The 15731-nt window shown below is 66.3% G+C and carries 16 protein-coding genes; 9 read left to right on the forward strand and 7 right to left on the reverse strand.

Features of this window, described 5'->3' with window-relative positions:
• Window positions 1-28: 28 nt before the first annotated feature.
• From AB0N61_RS15755 to AB0N61_RS15780, 6 genes are all read left to right on the forward strand, one after another.
• Entirely contained in the window at window positions 29-364 is a 336-nt protein-coding gene (locus tag AB0N61_RS15755; RefSeq protein WP_363365286.1) for a nucleotide pyrophosphohydrolase, read from the forward strand.
• Window positions 361-2118, forward strand: a complete 1758-nt coding sequence (locus tag AB0N61_RS15760) for a DNA/RNA helicase domain-containing protein (RefSeq protein WP_363365287.1) — start codon at window positions 361-363, stop codon at window positions 2116-2118. Before AB0N61_RS15755 ends, AB0N61_RS15760 begins: the two co-directional genes overlap by 4 nt.
• Window positions 2119-2260: 142 nt before the next feature.
• Window positions 2261-3043 (forward strand): hypothetical protein, encoded by a 783-nt coding sequence (locus AB0N61_RS15765; RefSeq protein WP_363365288.1) that lies wholly within the window; start codon window positions 2261-2263, stop codon window positions 3041-3043.
• 347 nt (window positions 3044-3390) lie between these two features.
• Window positions 3391-4392: an SDR family NAD(P)-dependent oxidoreductase gene (locus AB0N61_RS15770; RefSeq protein WP_363365289.1), complete on the forward strand. Its 1002-nt coding sequence runs from the start codon at window positions 3391-3393 to the stop codon at window positions 4390-4392.
• Between the two features lie 142 nt (window positions 4393-4534).
• Window positions 4535-5353, forward strand: coding sequence for a hypothetical protein (locus tag AB0N61_RS15775; RefSeq protein ID WP_363365290.1), 819 nt, complete (start codon window positions 4535-4537; stop codon window positions 5351-5353).
• Window positions 5354-5395: 42 nt separating this feature from the next.
• Window positions 5396-5776 (forward strand): hypothetical protein, encoded by a 381-nt coding sequence (locus AB0N61_RS15780; protein ID WP_363365291.1) that lies wholly within the window; start codon window positions 5396-5398, stop codon window positions 5774-5776.
• Between the two features lie 29 nt (window positions 5777-5805).
• On the opposite strand, the gene AB0N61_RS15785 is transcribed toward AB0N61_RS15780, so the two are convergent.
• Window positions 5806-6216 (reverse strand): DUF1428 family protein, encoded by a 411-nt coding sequence (locus AB0N61_RS15785; RefSeq protein WP_363365292.1) that lies wholly within the window; start codon window positions 6214-6216, stop codon window positions 5806-5808.
• A 163-nt stretch (window positions 6217-6379) separates the two neighbouring features.
• On the opposite strand from AB0N61_RS15785, the gene AB0N61_RS15790 reads away from it, so the two are divergent.
• Window positions 6380-6640, forward strand: a complete 261-nt coding sequence (locus AB0N61_RS15790; RefSeq protein WP_363365293.1) for a hypothetical protein — start codon at window positions 6380-6382, stop codon at window positions 6638-6640.
• A gap of 53 nt (window positions 6641-6693) precedes the next feature.
• Here AB0N61_RS15790 and AB0N61_RS15795 read toward each other — a convergent pair whose 3' ends face one another.
• Window positions 6694-7263: a TetR/AcrR family transcriptional regulator C-terminal ligand-binding domain-containing protein gene (locus tag AB0N61_RS15795; RefSeq protein ID WP_363365294.1), complete on the reverse strand. Its 570-nt coding sequence runs from the start codon at window positions 7261-7263 to the stop codon at window positions 6694-6696.
• A 94-nt stretch (window positions 7264-7357) separates the two neighbouring features.
• Here AB0N61_RS15795 and AB0N61_RS15800 point away from each other — a divergent pair, with 94 nt between their 5' ends.
• Window positions 7358-8365: a LacI family DNA-binding transcriptional regulator gene (locus AB0N61_RS15800; RefSeq protein ID WP_363365295.1), complete on the forward strand. Its 1008-nt coding sequence runs from the start codon at window positions 7358-7360 to the stop codon at window positions 8363-8365.
• 50 nt (window positions 8366-8415) lie between these two features.
• Here the strand turns inward: AB0N61_RS15800 and AB0N61_RS15805 are convergent, their stop codons facing one another.
• Genes AB0N61_RS15805 through AB0N61_RS15825 form a run of 5 tightly spaced genes read right to left on the reverse strand, consistent with a single transcriptional unit; the run spans window position 8416 to window position 14600 of the window.
• A complete protein-coding gene (locus AB0N61_RS15805) occupies window positions 8416-9372 on the reverse strand; it encodes an alpha/beta hydrolase (protein WP_363365296.1) in 957 nt (318 codons plus the stop codon).
• Window positions 9369-10202 carry an ATP-binding cassette domain-containing protein gene (locus AB0N61_RS15810; protein ID WP_363365298.1) on the reverse strand — a complete coding sequence of 278 codons (834 nt, stop codon included), beginning with the start codon at window positions 10200-10202 and terminating at the stop codon, window positions 9369-9371. Before AB0N61_RS15810 ends, AB0N61_RS15805 begins: the two co-directional genes overlap by 4 nt.
• Window positions 10199-12040 carry a dipeptide/oligopeptide/nickel ABC transporter permease/ATP-binding protein gene (locus AB0N61_RS15815; RefSeq protein WP_363365299.1) on the reverse strand — a complete coding sequence of 614 codons (1842 nt, stop codon included), beginning with the start codon at window positions 12038-12040 and terminating at the stop codon, window positions 10199-10201. Before AB0N61_RS15815 ends, AB0N61_RS15810 begins: the two co-directional genes overlap by 4 nt.
• Window positions 12037-13026, reverse strand: coding sequence for an ABC transporter permease (locus AB0N61_RS15820; RefSeq protein WP_363365300.1), 990 nt, complete (start codon window positions 13024-13026; stop codon window positions 12037-12039). The genes AB0N61_RS15815 and AB0N61_RS15820 overlap by 4 nt, the downstream gene beginning before the upstream one ends.
• Window positions 13026-14600 (reverse strand): ABC transporter substrate-binding protein, encoded by a 1575-nt coding sequence (locus AB0N61_RS15825; protein ID WP_363365301.1) that lies wholly within the window; start codon window positions 14598-14600, stop codon window positions 13026-13028. The genes AB0N61_RS15820 and AB0N61_RS15825 overlap by 1 nt, the downstream gene beginning before the upstream one ends.
• A 157-nt stretch (window positions 14601-14757) precedes the next feature.
• Between AB0N61_RS15825 and AB0N61_RS15830 the strand changes: the two genes are divergently transcribed.
• Window positions 14758-15726, forward strand: coding sequence for an alpha/beta hydrolase (locus AB0N61_RS15830; RefSeq protein ID WP_363365302.1), 969 nt, complete (start codon window positions 14758-14760; stop codon window positions 15724-15726).
• The last annotated feature ends 5 nt before the right edge of the window (window positions 15727-15731 follow it).

Here is a 15731-nt window from a genome sequence, read left to right on the forward strand (position 1 = left end):
CCGTCCCGGGGCTGCTAGCGTCGCTCGCATGCCGTCGAATCAAACGCTCAGCGCTCTGCGCACGTTCGTGGCCGAACGCGATTGGGACCAATTTCACTCGCCGGAGAATCTGGCGAAGAGCATCTCAATTGAAGCTGGCGAGCTCCTGGAGTGCTTCCAGTGGTCGCCGGCCTATGACCGGGAGCAGGTGGAGGCGGAGCTCGCGGATGTCGTAACCTACTGCATCCATCTCGCAAACAAGATCGGCGTCGACCTTGACGAGATTGTCATGAAGAAGTTGGAGTCGACGAAGGCGAAGTACCCCGTCGATCTGGCCAAAGGCCGCATGACGAAGTACACCAAGCTCGCTGAGGCTCCGGAGTGACAGAGTTCAGTATCCAGCGCCTGCCCTTCCATCGCGACGCTGTTGACGCATGGGCGCGTGATAACACCCGGCACACCAACTGGCCGGTTGTCTACGTGATCGAGGGTGACGTACAACGCAGTTCGCCCGGTCTCTACGTGGGTGAGACCGTGAGTGCCGCTACCCGAATGCGCCAGCATCTCGCGGGCACAAAGAAAAATGAGTCCCTCGAATCGATCCGCGTCGTCGTCGATCCCACGTTCAACAAGTCAGTATGCCTCGACCTTGAAGCCCATCTCATCCGCTGGTTTTCAGGCGAGGGCCGCTATCGCATCCTCAACGGCAACGACGGCCTGACAGACGCGCAGTACTACGACCGCGACCTCTATCGCGAGTCTTTTCGCGACGTGTTCGAGGCGATGCGGGCGGAGGGACTCTTCTCGCGGAGCATCCCACAGATCGAGAATTCCGACCTCTTCAAACTGTCGCCTTTCAAAGCTCTCACCGACGACCAGGGCATTGCCATCATGGACATCGTGGAGGGGCTGCTCCAGGATCTGCAGAACCCCGCCGCCCGATCAACGCTGGTAGTCCAGGGCAATCCGGGAACCGGCAAGACGATCATCGCGATCTTCCTGATGAAGTTGCTCGCCGACATCCGCGACTACGACGACCGCGACGGGATCGAGCCGGACTCGATGTTCTCGGAGTTCTTTGTCCCGGAAAATCGCGAGTTGCTCAAGGGGCTTCGTATGGCGCTCGTGATTCCGCAACAGTCTCTGCGGATCTCGGTGAAGAAAGTCTTCAAGAACACCCCCAAGCTCGACGCCGCAATGGTGATGTCGCCGTTCCAACTCGGTGAATCGGACGAGGTATTCGACCTCGTGCTGGTCGATGAGACCCACCGCCTCGGGCAACGAGCCAACCAGGCGTCGGCGGCTCAGAACAGGAAGTTTCGCGAGATCAACGAAGCTCGGTTCGGAAGCGACGACCGTCGCTATACCCAGCTCGACTGGATCAAGGCTCGGAGCAAACATCAGCTTCTGGTTGTCGATGGTGAGCAAAGCGTGCGCCCTCATGATCTTTCCCCCGCGGCACTGGGCGCCGAGATACGTGAGTCTCAGGAAGCGCACCGCTTTTTCCGTCTGACAACCCAGATGCGCGTGCAGGCTGGCGCAGATTACGTTGAGTTCGTACGCGCCCTCCTGAGGGATGAAGCTCCGTCGCTCCCAGAGCTGGGTGAGTATGAACTCCGTCTTTTCGACGACCTAGGAGAGATGCGCGATGCGATCCGACAGAAGGATGCCGAGGTTGGTCTTTCGCGCCTCGTTGCAGGATACGCATGGGATTGGGTGTCGAAGAAGAATCCGGACGCGTTCGACATCGAGCTTGACGGTGAACGGATGCGGTGGAACGGCACCGACAAGGACTGGATCAACTCGAAGGGGTCACTCGAGGAGGTCGGCTCGATACACACCGTCCAGGGGTACGACCTGAATTACGCCGGCGTCATCATCGGACCGGACCTCTGCGTCGACCCGGTAACCGGGCGGATCGTCGCTGATCGCGTGAGCTATCGCGACAAGAAGGGTAAGGAGAACACCGGGCACCTAAAGGATGCGTTCGGGGACGATGACCTGCTGACGTTCATCCGGAACATCTACGGGGTATTGCTGACTCGAGGGATGCTTGGGACGTATATTTACGCGTGCGACCCCGCGCTACACTCACTCCTCAACACCATTCTGGGATCAGCGGCAGGACGCGAAGACTAGCGAAGTAGTGGACGCGCCAGCGTTTCGATAAGAACGGAGCGACATGCATAGACCAGGCAGCAACGCGGATCCGTGCGAGAATGCGACATTCCATCGGTGCTCATGTCATGAGTGCTCCGGAACCCTGCATAAATGGAAGGGGTTGCTCGAACTGGCGGATGATCGACCCGCCGACGCCGAAGGTAGCGGACGCCAACTCTGGACCGACAAGAGAGTCGCTGCCTGGGAGAAGCGGATCGCCATGATCGCGAAGCAGCGAGGCGTCGTTTCCAGAAGGCGATCAGCGGTTGAACGCGCAACACCCCGGGGTCTGGCTGCCAAGGAACAAGCGCTAGCGAAGTCAGAAAATCGCCTGCAAGTCACGCTCCGTGCTTCATCCGAAAAGGCCACCGACTACGTCGAATCCCTCCTGGTTCGGTTCCTCGTCGGCTCGGAGAGACGGCATATGCGCGAACAGATCCGATACCTACTCGAGGTTCATAGCGGTCCGGTACTCGCGGTGTTGCGCTCCAGGTTGAGACCCGGTTCGGCCGAAAGTGACGCGTTCTTGTCCGGCGTGGCGGATAGCCACCTTTGGTGCGGCCTGCTGGCGGCCGCAGCCGCAACCCTCAAGCTAGATGAGCTGAATGCGCGCGATGCAGCCAACGCGTTTTTTAGCACCCCGGCAGGGCTTTCGTTCGACGACATCGATGCAATCTCGGAAACCGTCGCGGAGACGTGGAGCGAGCACGAAGGCAGCGTGGTCCGACTCTTCAATTCACAGGACGAGCTCACCCGTTGCGCCCGAATAGCAGCGATGTTCATCTGTCCCGCCCCTGAATCGCATGGCTTCGTGCTCGATCACGCAGTGCTGCCACTCGTTCAGGACCTCCTTTCCGAAGCTCCCCTGATCGCTGAGGCCCTCCCTTCGCTAGATGCGAGGTAGATCCGGCACCGGACTGCGCGGACGTGGCGCCGCGCAGTTTTGTTTCTTGAGCATCGCGACGTGCACAATCACGTCAAGCCATAGGGGAAGGTCGGGCCCCTTCGCGGAACCGACTCAGAGTCCTTTGCGCATCATCTGGCGCTAGCGGCAGCGAAAATATGAGGATGATGGAAGCCTCCCCAACGAACGCATCGCGTTCGCGTTGCGTTCATGCGCCCCCTCTGCTTGGGTGCGTCGCCGTGCAACCCCATGAACCGTTTGTCGCGCACTGAATCATGTTGCTCCGGGCGTACACTTTCCATAAGTAGACGCACCGTTGCGAAATCTAATCCTCAAGGAGCTCGACCATGGCCCTCACCGCACACTCCACCATCGGCGACTGGCTGAACGACCCGACCGGCGGGCCACTCATCCGTGGACTCTTCGAGCAGACGGGCGCCGACCCCGAGCTCCTCACCCCCGTGCTCGGACTCCCGCTGCAGCAGCTCGTCGCAATGAGCCAGGGCGCACTGCCGCAGTCGGTCGTCGACGACCTCGTGCGCGCGGCCAACGGCGGCGAGATCCCCGAGGCCGATGAGTCCGAGGGCTGGACCGAGAAGCTCACCGCCGGACGCTTCGCCGGCAAGACCGTGATCGTCACGGGTGCAGCATCCGGTATCGGCAAGGCCACCGCATCCCGCATCGCCCGCGAAGGCGGACGCGTCATCGCTTCCGACATCGCCTCCGACAAGCTCGACGCCCTCAAGGCCGAGCTGCCGGATGCTGACATCACCACTGTCGCCGGAGACCTCACGAAGCAGGACGCGGTCGACGCCGTCGTCGCCGCCGCGGGCGACCGCATCGACGCACTCGCGAACGTCGCCGGCATCAACGACGACTTCTCCCCCGCGGGCGAGACGACGGATGCCGTCTGGGACCGCGTGATCGCCATCAACCTCACCGCCCCGTTCAAGCTCATGCGCGCGGTTCTGCCGATCATGGAGAAGGCCGGCCGCGGCTCGATCCTCAACGTCTCTAGCGAAGCGGGTCTGCGCGGCAACGCGTCGGGCAACGCCTACACGGCCAGCAAGCACGGCATCATCGGCGTCACGAAGTCCGCGGCGTTCATGTACGGGCCGAAGGGCATCCGCGTGAACTCCGTCGCTCCGGGCGGCGTCGCCACCGGCATCCCGATGCCCCCGAACATGTCGGAGTACGGCTCCGGCCGCCTGGCCCCGTTCCAGCAGGCGATCCCGACGGTCGCGACCGCCGAGCACCTCGCCGCGTCGATCACGTTCCTGCTGTCGGACGACGCCGTGAACATCAACGGTGCCGTGCTTGCATCGGATGGGGGATGGTCGGTGCAGTAAGCACGCGTTTCCTCCGAGCGCCGACTGCATTTAGATAAGTCATCGCACCGGACGGGTGTTCGTCGTTTCGTTTCGGCGCAACGACGAACACCCAGTTGGCGAGGATTCCGCCGTCGCAGACCCCTCGCAGTATGCTGGCTCGGTGACTCACGGGGATCTCGCGGGGTACTGGGGTGCAGTTGCGCAGATTATCCCGGTCCTTGCGCTCGCATTCGTTATCGAGGCCAGGCTCATCGTCCGGCGGATGAGCAAGAAGGCCGCATACAAACATCGTGCGCGGCGGGTGCGGTGGTCAGTGGCCTTTTTCGTACTCGCCCTGCTGCTTACGTCCTCCGAGTTTGCGGCGTTGCGGAACTTGTCTCGAGACCCTGCCCGAGACCTAGCACCGGTTGACCAAGTCAACTACTGGGTGTCGCTGTTCACCGTGGCCGCCACACTGTCGATCGTGATCAGCCTCCCAGTTTCGTCGCTGGTGGCTTCGACCCTCGGCGACGTGCTCCGCTGGCTCGAAGTCAACTTGCCCTGGAGCAAGGTGCAGAAGCTGCGGCGAGACATCGGGCGGCAGCTCTCGTCAATTGAGCACCTCCAACGTCGAAACCAAGGTAATCGTTTGGGCGCCCTCATGGTCTGCGGCACGGCTCTGCTCGATCGAAACATCGGTGGCGCGGCTTGGCAAGAAATGTACGTGGATTCCTTAACAGATGAATCTGGACTGTATTTCATGGACCAAACCGGGGAGCTGAAGAGGCTCGTTCTCTCTGATCCATATGAGCGACTATGGGCATACCGTGTTGCGCGCTGGTTGTATGACGATTTGAGGCGCGATGCCGAGGACCTGCGTGAAGTAAAGAAGCAAATTCGCGCTCAACTGCGCCGGCTAGAAAAGATTACGCGCGTCGACTCACCTGAGTTCATGAAGCTGCAGCGGGCGAACATGGCCTCCGCCGCGAAGATGCCTTGAGCTCGTTTAGTCCTCACATCTGCGCCGCCTACCCTGGCTCTCATGAAGAAGCTCCCCGCGTTCGCGTCGCTGGCCGTCGGCATCCTGCTGCTCTCCGGATGCTCGCAGGCATCGACGATCGCCGCCTGCGGTCAGGTCGCCGCTCAGGCCGCGCAGGTGACCGGTGTGATCGGCAGTGTCAGCTCGCCGACGCCCGAGGCCGCGCAGGCGGCGCTCGACGAGGTCAAGAAGGTCGCCGAGAACATCCGTGGTGTCGACGGACCCGAGGAGTTCGTCACCCTCCGCGACTCGTGGACGACAAGCATCGACGCCTTCACCGCCGAGGGCGAGAAGGCCATCGCGGGCGACATGACGGGCCTGGATGCCGCGACGACGGAGATGCGCACGGCGACCGACGCAATGCTCGCCTACTGCACCCCGTAGCCGACACCACCAGCCCGCGGGGGCCTCAGTCAGTCGCCGCGCGGATCGCTCATCGCAATCTCGAAGCTCTCACCGATCACGCGCGCACCGTCGAACACAGGCTCTTCATCGAGCGTCGCCAGCACGCGAGGATCCCGCGTGACAGCGGCCGTCCCCGCATCGCGGACCTCACGCGATGGCCAGGTCGTCACCGTCACGACAACGGACTCTGCGGCATCCGCTCCGATGACGTCGGTCAGGTTTCTGAGCTCGTCCGGTTCGTAGGAGGTGTCGTCCGCGTGGAAGTCGGACTGGTCGGCCGCACCGCCCGACTGCCAGTAGTCGACGACGCTGATCGCGCCGTGGTCGCGATACACGGCGGCCATCCGCGCCGAGAAGTCCAGATACGCGGCCTTGCGTTCCGTCGGCACTGGAACGATCGTGATGTCGGCGAATGTCATGCCCGTTCCCGTCGTCGGCGTCGAGTTCTCGTGGCCAGGGTATCCGCGGTCCGACACCACGGGGCCGCAATGTTCTGCGATCGGGTTGTCAGGAGACGGATGCCGACGGATACTTCACACCATCCCCAGCTCGCGGCGCAGCCCGCCTGACCAAGGACACCTCATGACGATCCGCATCCTCCTACTCGCCCTTGCCGCGGCGGTCGGCGTCGCGCTGAGCTGGTGGGGCGCTGCCGCGCTCTTCGCAGCGGGTGTGCAGGCCGACCGTGACGGAACCGCCGGAGGGCTCGACGCGCTCCCGCTGGCCGCGGCCATCGTCGGCGTGGTGTGCGTCGTCTGGGCGCTGTGCGCCGGTGCCTGGCAGGTCGGACTCGCGCGAGAGCGCCGCCGTTACGCGTCCGCTCCGCAGTTCACCGAGGCGTGACCGTCTCAGCGAGAGTCGGCCGCCCGATGGCCGGGCACGGCGATCGGATGCGATTACCGGGCGATGCCCCGCAGCAGCCGCGTCACCGCCTCCTCGACGCGATCCGCGCTCAACGGCTGACCGATCAGCGCCGCATACGACGCCATGGCGATGAGCTGGTCGGCGATGGCGTCGGCATCCACGTCGGCCCGGATCTCGCCCGCCGACTGTCCGCGCGCGATCCGTTCGGCGACCCACGAGCGGATCGGCGCCGCAAGACGCTCATTGAGCGCGAGTCCGAGTTCGTGGTCGGTGGCGGTCACTGCGATCAGCGCCCGGGCGAGTGCGACGCCCTCTGGGCGCGCGAGCCCGGCGGACATCGCGGAGAACCAGGCATGCAGATCGGCGCGGATGTCGTCGCTCATCGCGACGGCGGGGTCGGCTCCGGGCAGGTCTCCCTCGAGCAGCGCCTCACCAAGGATCGCCGCCTTCGACGGCCACCACCGGTAGATCGTCTGCTTCGAGACGGATGCCGTCTCGGCGAGTCCCTCAATGGTCACCGCTTCGTAGGTGCCGGCGATGACGGCTGCGCGCATCGCCTCGAGCACGGATTGGCGCGCGGCTTCACTTCGGGGACGGGGCATCAGACCAGGCTACCGAGGTGTGAGGCTAAACGACCGGGGTGGACCACGGATCGAAGTGGCATGATGTTGTCGAAGCACTTCGAGACGAGGACCCATGTCGAATCCCGCGACCATCTACGAGGTCGCCAGCCGCGCCGGCGTGAGCATCTCGACGGTCTCACTGGCGATCAATCATCCCTCCCGGGTGAGCGCGAAGACCCGCGCGCACGTGCTTCAGGTCGCCGACGAGTTGGGTTTCGTGCCGAAGGAGCGCGCGATCGCGCGCGCCAAGGCCGGAGTCGGGCGCATCGCGATGGTGGCCCCGTTCTCGTCATACCCGAGCTTCGCCGAGCGAATGGCTGGCGCGCTGGAGGCCCTCGGCCAAGACGGCACGCAGCTCGTGGTGTTCGACCATGAAGACATCGCGACCTCCGACTCCCCTCTGCTCGAGACCCTGCCGGTGCGCGGACACGTCGATGGACTCATCATCATGGGCATCCCCCTGCAGGATGCTGCGGCAGAGCGCCTCGCGACCCGGCTCCCCACGGTTCTGATCGACCAGAAGCATCCGCTGCTGTCGAGCGTCTGGGTTGATGACTTCGGGGGCGGACAGCTGGTGGGCGCCCGCCTCGTGGCGGGGGGACACCGCCGCGTGGTCTTCGTGCGCGAGACCGAGACGTCGTTCCTCGACGACTCCCCGGCACAGCAGCGCGTCGACGGACTCCGCTCGGTGCTCGGCGCTGACGCGGTCCGCGAGATCACGGTGAGCCGCACGCCATCTGCCGGTCGCGAGGTCGTCGACGCCTACTGGCGCGGAGACTCCGACTGGGTGCCGACGGCCGCGTTCGCCCACCGCGACCTGGTCGCGCTCAGCGTGCTCGGTGCGGCACGCGAAGCGGGACTCCACGTTCCGTCAGACGTCTCGGTGATCGGCTTCGACGATGACGATGCGGCGGCGGCTCTCGATCTGTCGACGGTCGCGAACCCCCTGCGCGAGAGCGGGCGGCAGGCGATCCGCCTCCTGCGCGATCTGATCGCCCACCCCGATACCGCCCCCACCCAGGTCGAGCTCCCCCTCATGTTCCGGGCGCGAGGGTCCTCAGGCGCTGCTGTTCAGGCCTGAACAACTCAGGCCTGAACAGCTCCGGCCCGGACAGCTCCGGCCCGGACAGCTCAGGCCTGGGCGTCGCGCTCGGCGAAGTCGCGCAGCACCGCGACGACCTCGCGGTGCCAGAGCCGCGCACCGCGATAGCCCTTCAGCAGCGCCTGGGTTCCGTGCAGGGCGCCGAGGTGTCGCGTGGCGGTCACCCGGTTGCCGGCCGCGATCAGCCGCTCGGCGAATGCCTCGCCACCCGCGCGCAGCGGATCGAACTCCGCCGTCATGACGTGCGTGGTCGGCAGGTCGTGCAGGTCTCCCCGCAGCGGCGAGACGGCCGGGGTCTCGGCCTCCTGCTCGCTCGCATATCCTGCACGCAGATCGCTCACCGAGGGCAGACCGTTGAGCTCGCCGTACTCCGGCAACCAGGGCGCGTCATCGGAGATATCGACCACGGGAACCTCGAGCAGCTGTCCGCTCACGTCGAGGCCGTTGTCGCGCGCCCACAGACACAGGGATGCCGCGAGCGCGCCACCCGCCGACACGCCGCCCACCACGATGCGCTGCGCATCGATGGCCAGATCGGCGCTGTGGTCGATCATCCACGCGAGCGCCGCCTGCGCGTCGATGGATGCCGCGGGGTGCGGCCTCGCGGGCGCCAGAGCGTACTCCGGGCAGAACACGGCGTAGCCGGCGTCGACGGCCCTGTTGCTGCAGAACGCGACGTTGATGAGCTCGTCGAGATCGCCCAGCCGAAACGCTCCGCCGTGCAGCACGAGGTAGGCGGGCAGTTCGCCCACCGCTCCGGCGGGCCGATACTCGTCGATCCTCAGATCACCCGCGCCCGAGGCGATGACGTGCGTGATCCGCTCGGCGGGAGACGGGATCTCACCGAACTCCGCGAACAGCCGGTCGCTGAGCATCCGTGAGCGGGTGCGCTCATCGGCATCCGGATCCTGCTCGCCCGTGACGTCTTCGATGCGCATCTGCCACGCGCGGATCATCGGGTCGAGGTGCGGAGCGGTGAGGGTCATCGAACGATCTTTCGGAGTCGGCGGGCGCGTTGCACGACCGGGTCGGGAGAGGGGACGGCGTCGAGGAGTCTTCGCGTGTACGGATCCTGCGGCGACCCGATGACATCGGCGGTGGCGCCGGACTCGATCACACGGCCCCGGTGGAGCACGGCCAGGCGGTGCGCGACGTGCTCGACCACGGCGAGGTCATGGGTGATGAACAGGAAGCTGACTCCCGTGCGCTGCTGCAGATCTCTCAACAGGTTGAGGATCTGCGCCTGGATCGACAGGTCGAGGGCACTGACGGCCTCGTCGCAGACCACCAGGCGCGGTTCGACGAGCAGCGCTCTCGCGATCGCGATGCGCTGGCGCTGACCACCCGAGAAGTCGGCGGGGTACTTCTGCGCGGCCGCAGCGGGGAGCCCCACGACGTCGAGCCAGGTCGCGATGCGCGCGTCTCGGTCGGCAGCCTTCGTCGCGATGCCGTGGGCGCGCAACGGCTCGCTCAGCGTCTGACCGATCGTGAGCGCAGGGTTCAACGACGCATACGGGTTCTGAAACACCACCTGGATGTCCTTCGTGAGCTGTCGTCGCCGCGCGGCAGAGGCATGCGTGATGTCCTCGCCGTCGAACACGATGCGGCCGCTCGACGCGGGAGTGAACCCCAGCACGGCGTTGCCGATCGTGGACTTGCCCGAGCCACTCTCGCCCACGAGACCCAGCGTCTCACCCGGCGCGATCTGCAGCGACACGTCATCGCTCGCCCGCACCGACTGCCCGCGCCGTCGGGCGCGATAGTCGACGACCAGATTCTCGATCGACATCAGGGGCATCTGCGCCGCATCGCTCATGCGAACACCTCGCTCAGCTCGTCGGTGCGGATGCAGCGGCTCTCGCGTTCCGGCTCGGGCACGACCATCGGAATCGGCACGGCTCGGCACGCGTCGCTGGCGAGCGGACAGCGACCCGCGAAGTGACATCCGGTGGGCCAGGCTGCGGGTTCGGGCACCTGCCCGGGGATCACCGGCAGCGGCTCGCCCGGAGCGGCGGTCTGCGGGTTCGCGGCGATCAGCGCCCGCGTGTACGGATGCAGGGGCCGGGCGAACAGCCCGACGATGTCGGCCTGCTCCACGACCTCACCCGCGTACATGACGAGGGCGCGGTCGCACAGATCGGCGAGCACTCCCCAGTCGTGGGTGACGAGGATGATCGACGTGTCGAGGCCTTCGCGAAGGTCGGCGAGCAGATCGAGGATCTGCCGTTGCACGGTGACGTCGAGCGCGGTGGTCGGCTCATCGGCAATGAGCAGCGAAGGACGACTCGACAGCGCCAGCGCGATGCCCACGCGCTGCGCCATTCCACCGGACAGCTCGTGCGGATACATGCGCGCGACCGCGTCGGGTTGCGGCAGACCGACGAGATCGAGCAGCTCGAGCATGCGCTCCTGCGTCGCGCGACGGTCGCCCCGGTCGTTCGTGCGCACGGCCTCTCTCAACTGCGAGCCGATCGTGAAGACGGGGTCGAGCGTGTTCATCGGCTCCTGAGGGATCAGTCCGATGCCCGAACCCCGACGACGCCCGAAGCCGCGCGTGACGTCGGCACCCTGATACCGGATGCTGCCGCCGACCACGCGCCCGCCTTGGGCCAGCAGACCGAGAACGGCTCGCCCGGTGACCGATTTGCCACTGCCCGACTCTCCGACGATGCCGAGCACCTCGCCGCGGGCGACGTCGAAACTGACATCGCGCACGACGACCGTCGATCCGGACGCGACCGTGAGGCCCCGAACGCTCAGGAGAGCATCCGGGTCGTGCGTGCCGGCATCCGACACCGCGTCGACAGCAGCTCGTCTCGCTGTGGTCGGCGCTCCGCTGCGCTGGGTGATGGCATCGCGGACTCCGTCGCCGACGATCCCGAGAGCGAGCACGAAGAGCGCGATCAGCAGCCCTGGAGGAACGAGCTCCCACGGGTTGCTGGTGAGATTCGCCGCGGCATCCTTCACCATCGCTCCCCAACTCGGCGCGGGTGGGGCGACCGAGAATCCGAGGAATGCGAGCCCGCTCTCGACGAGCACGGCGCCCGCCGCGAAGAGCGTGACCTGCACCGACACCGGGCCGGCGAGGTTGGGCAGGATGTGGCCGGTGACGATCGCCGCCGGACGAAGGCCCGATGCGCGGGCCGCACGCACATACAGCTCGGCGGAGGCGGCGAGAGTCGTCGCGCGGACGACGCGGAAGACGCTTCCGAAACCGAGGATGCCGAGGGTGATCATGGCCGCGGCGATGTTTGTGCTGAACACCGAGAGCACCACGAGAAGGATCACGATGACGGGAACCGCGAACAGGATCTCGACGACACGGCTGAGGATCTTGTCGACCCATCCGCCGCGGTATCCGGCCACGAGCCCCAGGGGCACGCCGAGGACGATGAAGACGGTCGTCGCGATCAGCGTGCCGACCAGCGTGATCTGCCCACCGAACAGCAGTCGGCTGAGGATGTCGCGGCCGAGCGTGTCGGTGCCCAGCCAGTGCGCCGCCGACGGCAGCTGGTTCGCGCTCGCCAGATCCTGAGCGAGCGGACCCGCGGGAGCCACGACACCCGCGAACGCGCACGCGAGCACCACCACGACGATGAAGCCGAGCGCGACGACGGCGAGAGGGTTGCGGAGGAACGCACGCAGAGAGGTCATGTGGTCTTCGCCTTCGGGTCGAGGACGCCGTAGAGGACGTCGATGAGCAGGTTCGTCACCACGACGAACAGGGCGAACGTGAGGGCGACACCTTGCACGACCGGGATGTCGTGGCGTGAGGTCGCCTCGACGACGAGTCCGCCGAGGCCGGGCAGCGCGAAGACGTTCTCGACCAGCACCGTGCCGCTGAACAGGCCGATCATCATCAGGCCGATCACGGTGGTCACCGGGATCGCGGCGTTGCGCAGCACGTGCCGGTACACGATGGAGCGCTCGCTGAGGCCCTGCGCCCGCATGGCGGTGACGAACTCGCGCGAGAGCTGCGTGCGCATCGCATCGCGGGTCTGCTTCGCTATCACCGCGACACCGCCCAGGCCGAGGGTGAGCACGGGGAGGACGAGACTCAGGAACCATCCGAACGGCCAGTACGAGAAGTCGACGTAGCCTGTCGCCGGGAAGAGCGGCAGGGTCACCGCGAAGAGCGAGACGAGCAGGAATCCCAGCCAGAACGTGGGCACCGAGACTCCCACGAGGGCGAGCACGTCGATGAGGCGACCGACCGGCCCTCGGCTGCGGGCCCCGGCGACTCCGAGGAGCACCCCGACGACGACCGAGAACAGCAGGCTTCCCGCGACGAGTGCCAGCGTGACGCCCAGGCGCGAGCCGATCAGCGACACGACCGGCTGGTTGCTGAAGATCGAGACGCCGAGGTCTCCCTGCAGCGCAGAGCCCAGCCACTGCCCGTACCGCACGATGAAGGGGTCGTCGAGCCCGAGCTGCTGACGCAGAGCGAGGTACTGCTCCTGGGTTCCGGTCTGCCCCAGGATCGTGCGGGCCGCGTCGCCGGGAGCGAGCGAGACCAGCAGGAACGTGAGCACCGAGACGACGAACAGCAGCAGCAGCGAGGTGGCCAGCCAGCTCGCCAGGCGGCGGGCGAACAGCCCGCCGCGCTGACGAGGCAGCGTGACCGTGACGGTGGTGGTCATCAGCCGGCCGGCTCGAGATCCACGATCGCCGCGATCGGGTGCTCGCCCGTGGTGGTGGTGACGGCCTCGGGGTCGATCGCATCGGTCGCGTACTGTCCCAGCGGTGCCCAGGCCACCGGTGCGTACCAGGCGAGGTCGACCAGGCGCGTCTCGATCTGCTCGCTGAGATCGCGCACCTCCTCCGCCGGAGCGACGGCGAGCTGCTGCGTGAGCGCCGTGAGCTCGGCATCCGTGGTCTTGAAGGCGTTGAACAGGGCATCCGGGCCGTACAGCTGCTGGGACTCCACGAACATCGGCAGCGTGCCGAAGCCGATCCATGCAGCCGGATACTCGCCCGACGCCATCTTCGTGACGTACTCGTTGACGTCGGCCTTGCTGTCGGCCTCGACCGTGATGCCGACCTCGCTCAGCTGACCCGCGATCGCCTGCACCATCGTGTCGCCGTTGAAGAACGGTGCCGACACGACCGGCAGCGTGAAGCCGTCGGGGTACCCGGCCTCGGCCAGGAGATCCTTCGCCTTCTCGGGGTCGTATTCGTAGCGGTCGTCGAGAGCCTCGACGTAGCCGACGCCGTGGGTCGTCTGGGTCGTCGCCGACCCCCACTTGCCGTACAGGGCCTCGACGATCGCCTCGCGGTCGATCGCGTGATTGATGGCCTGACGCACGCGCTGATCGCCGAGCGCCGGAACGAGCGTGCCCTCGCGGTCGAGCAGGTTCAGACCCGAGAACACGTTCGGCACGAAGTGCACCTGGAGTCCCGCCTTCTCGGCCTCGGTCGCCGTCGTGTAATCGCCGGTCGTGAAGTCGATCTGCCCCGACTTCATCGCGTTGAGGGTGGAGCTGAGGTTCGGGATGACCTTGATGGTCACCTTGCTCCAGTGGATGTTCTCCTCATCCCAGTAGTTCTCGTTCGGCACGTAGACGTACGTGTCGTTCGCGATCGTCGCCTGCGCGTCGAGCACGTAGGGTCCGGCGCCCGCGGTCATGGTGCCGAGACTGTCGGTGTTCTCCAGCCCGGTCGGACTGATGACGTCGGCGAGGCCGACGCCGCCCTGCGAGAAGTAGAACGGCAGCTCGGGGTTGCCCGTCGAGAAGGTGAGCTCGACGGTCAGCTCGTCGGGTGTGTCGATGCTTTCGAGCGTCGCGAGCACACCCGACATCTGCCCTCCCGCAGCCTTGACGTATTCGAGGTGCTGCTTGACACCCTCGGCCGTCAGCGCGCTGCCGTCGGCGAAGGTCACGCCCTCGCGGAGCGTCAGCCGGAACTGCGTGTTGCCCTCGCCGATGTACTCCCACTCGGTCGCGAGCCCGGGCCGCAGCGTGCCGTCCGATGACGACTGGATCAGGGGGCTGTAGGCGAGGTCGACGTACCACTGGGCGGCTTGGTTGATCGTCGCCGGGTCGAGTGTGCCCGGCCCTGCCTGCATGGCGATCCGCAGCTCGGGCGGTGTTCCGGCCGAGCTCGACCCGCCTCCCGAGGGGGGAGCGCAGGCGGTGAGGGATGCGGCGAGCGCGACGGCGGCGGCAGCGAACGCGACCATCCGACGCGTGCGCGAGGTGTGCTGTGACGACATTGTCAGTGCCCTTCTGAGCGCGAGAGCGCTGTCGAGACCTTCCCGGTGAAGGTGGGTGTGTCTATGAGAGCGTGTTCCGACGATTCTTGTCAAGTGCTTGTTCGAAGCACTTCGATATGATCGGATGGGACCATCCCGACATGTCGAAGGAGACAACATGCCGATCGACCCGATCATCGCCGACGCCGAGGCACGAGCCATCACCCTGATGTCTTCGATCGCCGTGACGTCGCCGACCGAGCAGCGCGCGCTCGCCCTGCGCGTGGACGAGGAGGTGGTCCTCCCGCTCGTCGCATCGCCCCCGCCCACCTCCGTGGGCGTCTCCGTGCGCGTCGTCTCGGTGCCCGTCGCCGGCCGCAGACCCGTCTCGGTGCACATCTACACCCCCGACGACGGGGAGGCCTCGCCGGATGCACGGACCGGTCACCTGTTCTTCTTCGGCGGGGCGTTCCGGCAAGGAGGGCTGCATTTTCCCAGCGTCGACGCGATCCTGCGCGCACGGGCGGCGAAGGCTCAGGCCGTGATCGTCGCTCCGCAATACGCGCTGGCCCCCGAAGAGCCGTATCCCGCGGCGATCGAGCAGGCCACGGCGGTGCTCCGGTGGATGGCCGACAGCGCGGCGGATCTCGGCATCGACCCGTCGGCCCTCTCGATCGGCGGCATGTCTGCCGGAGGGGACATCGCAGCGGTCCTGGCGCTGGTGAATCGCGATGGCGACGGCATCCCGATCCGTCGGCAGATCCTCGAGGTTCCCGTCGCCGACCTCACCGGCGGGCACCTCACGCTCGACGTCGCGGAGCATCTCGGGCTGGATGCTGACGCGATGGTGCCCATGATGCGCGAACTCGCCGAGAACTACCTCGCCGGAGCCGATCCGCTCTCGCCCACCGTGTCTCCCCTGTTCGCCCCCGACCTCTCCGGGCTGCCACCCGCACACGTGCTCGTCGCGGAGTTCGACGTGTTCCGAGGCGACGGAGAGGCGTACGCCGCGGCGCTGCAGAAGCACGGGACGCCGAGCACGCTGCACCGGTTCGCCGGCATGACGCATGGGAGTCTTGCCTACACGCGGGGCGTCGACGGTGCGCGGGAGTGGGAGCGCACCGTGGTCGACCTCCTGCGCCGATGAAGGGA

It is taken from the genome of Microbacterium sp. NPDC089320 (assembly GCF_040684875.1).
Classification (GTDB): Bacteria; Actinomycetota; Actinomycetes; order Actinomycetales; family Microbacteriaceae; genus Microbacterium.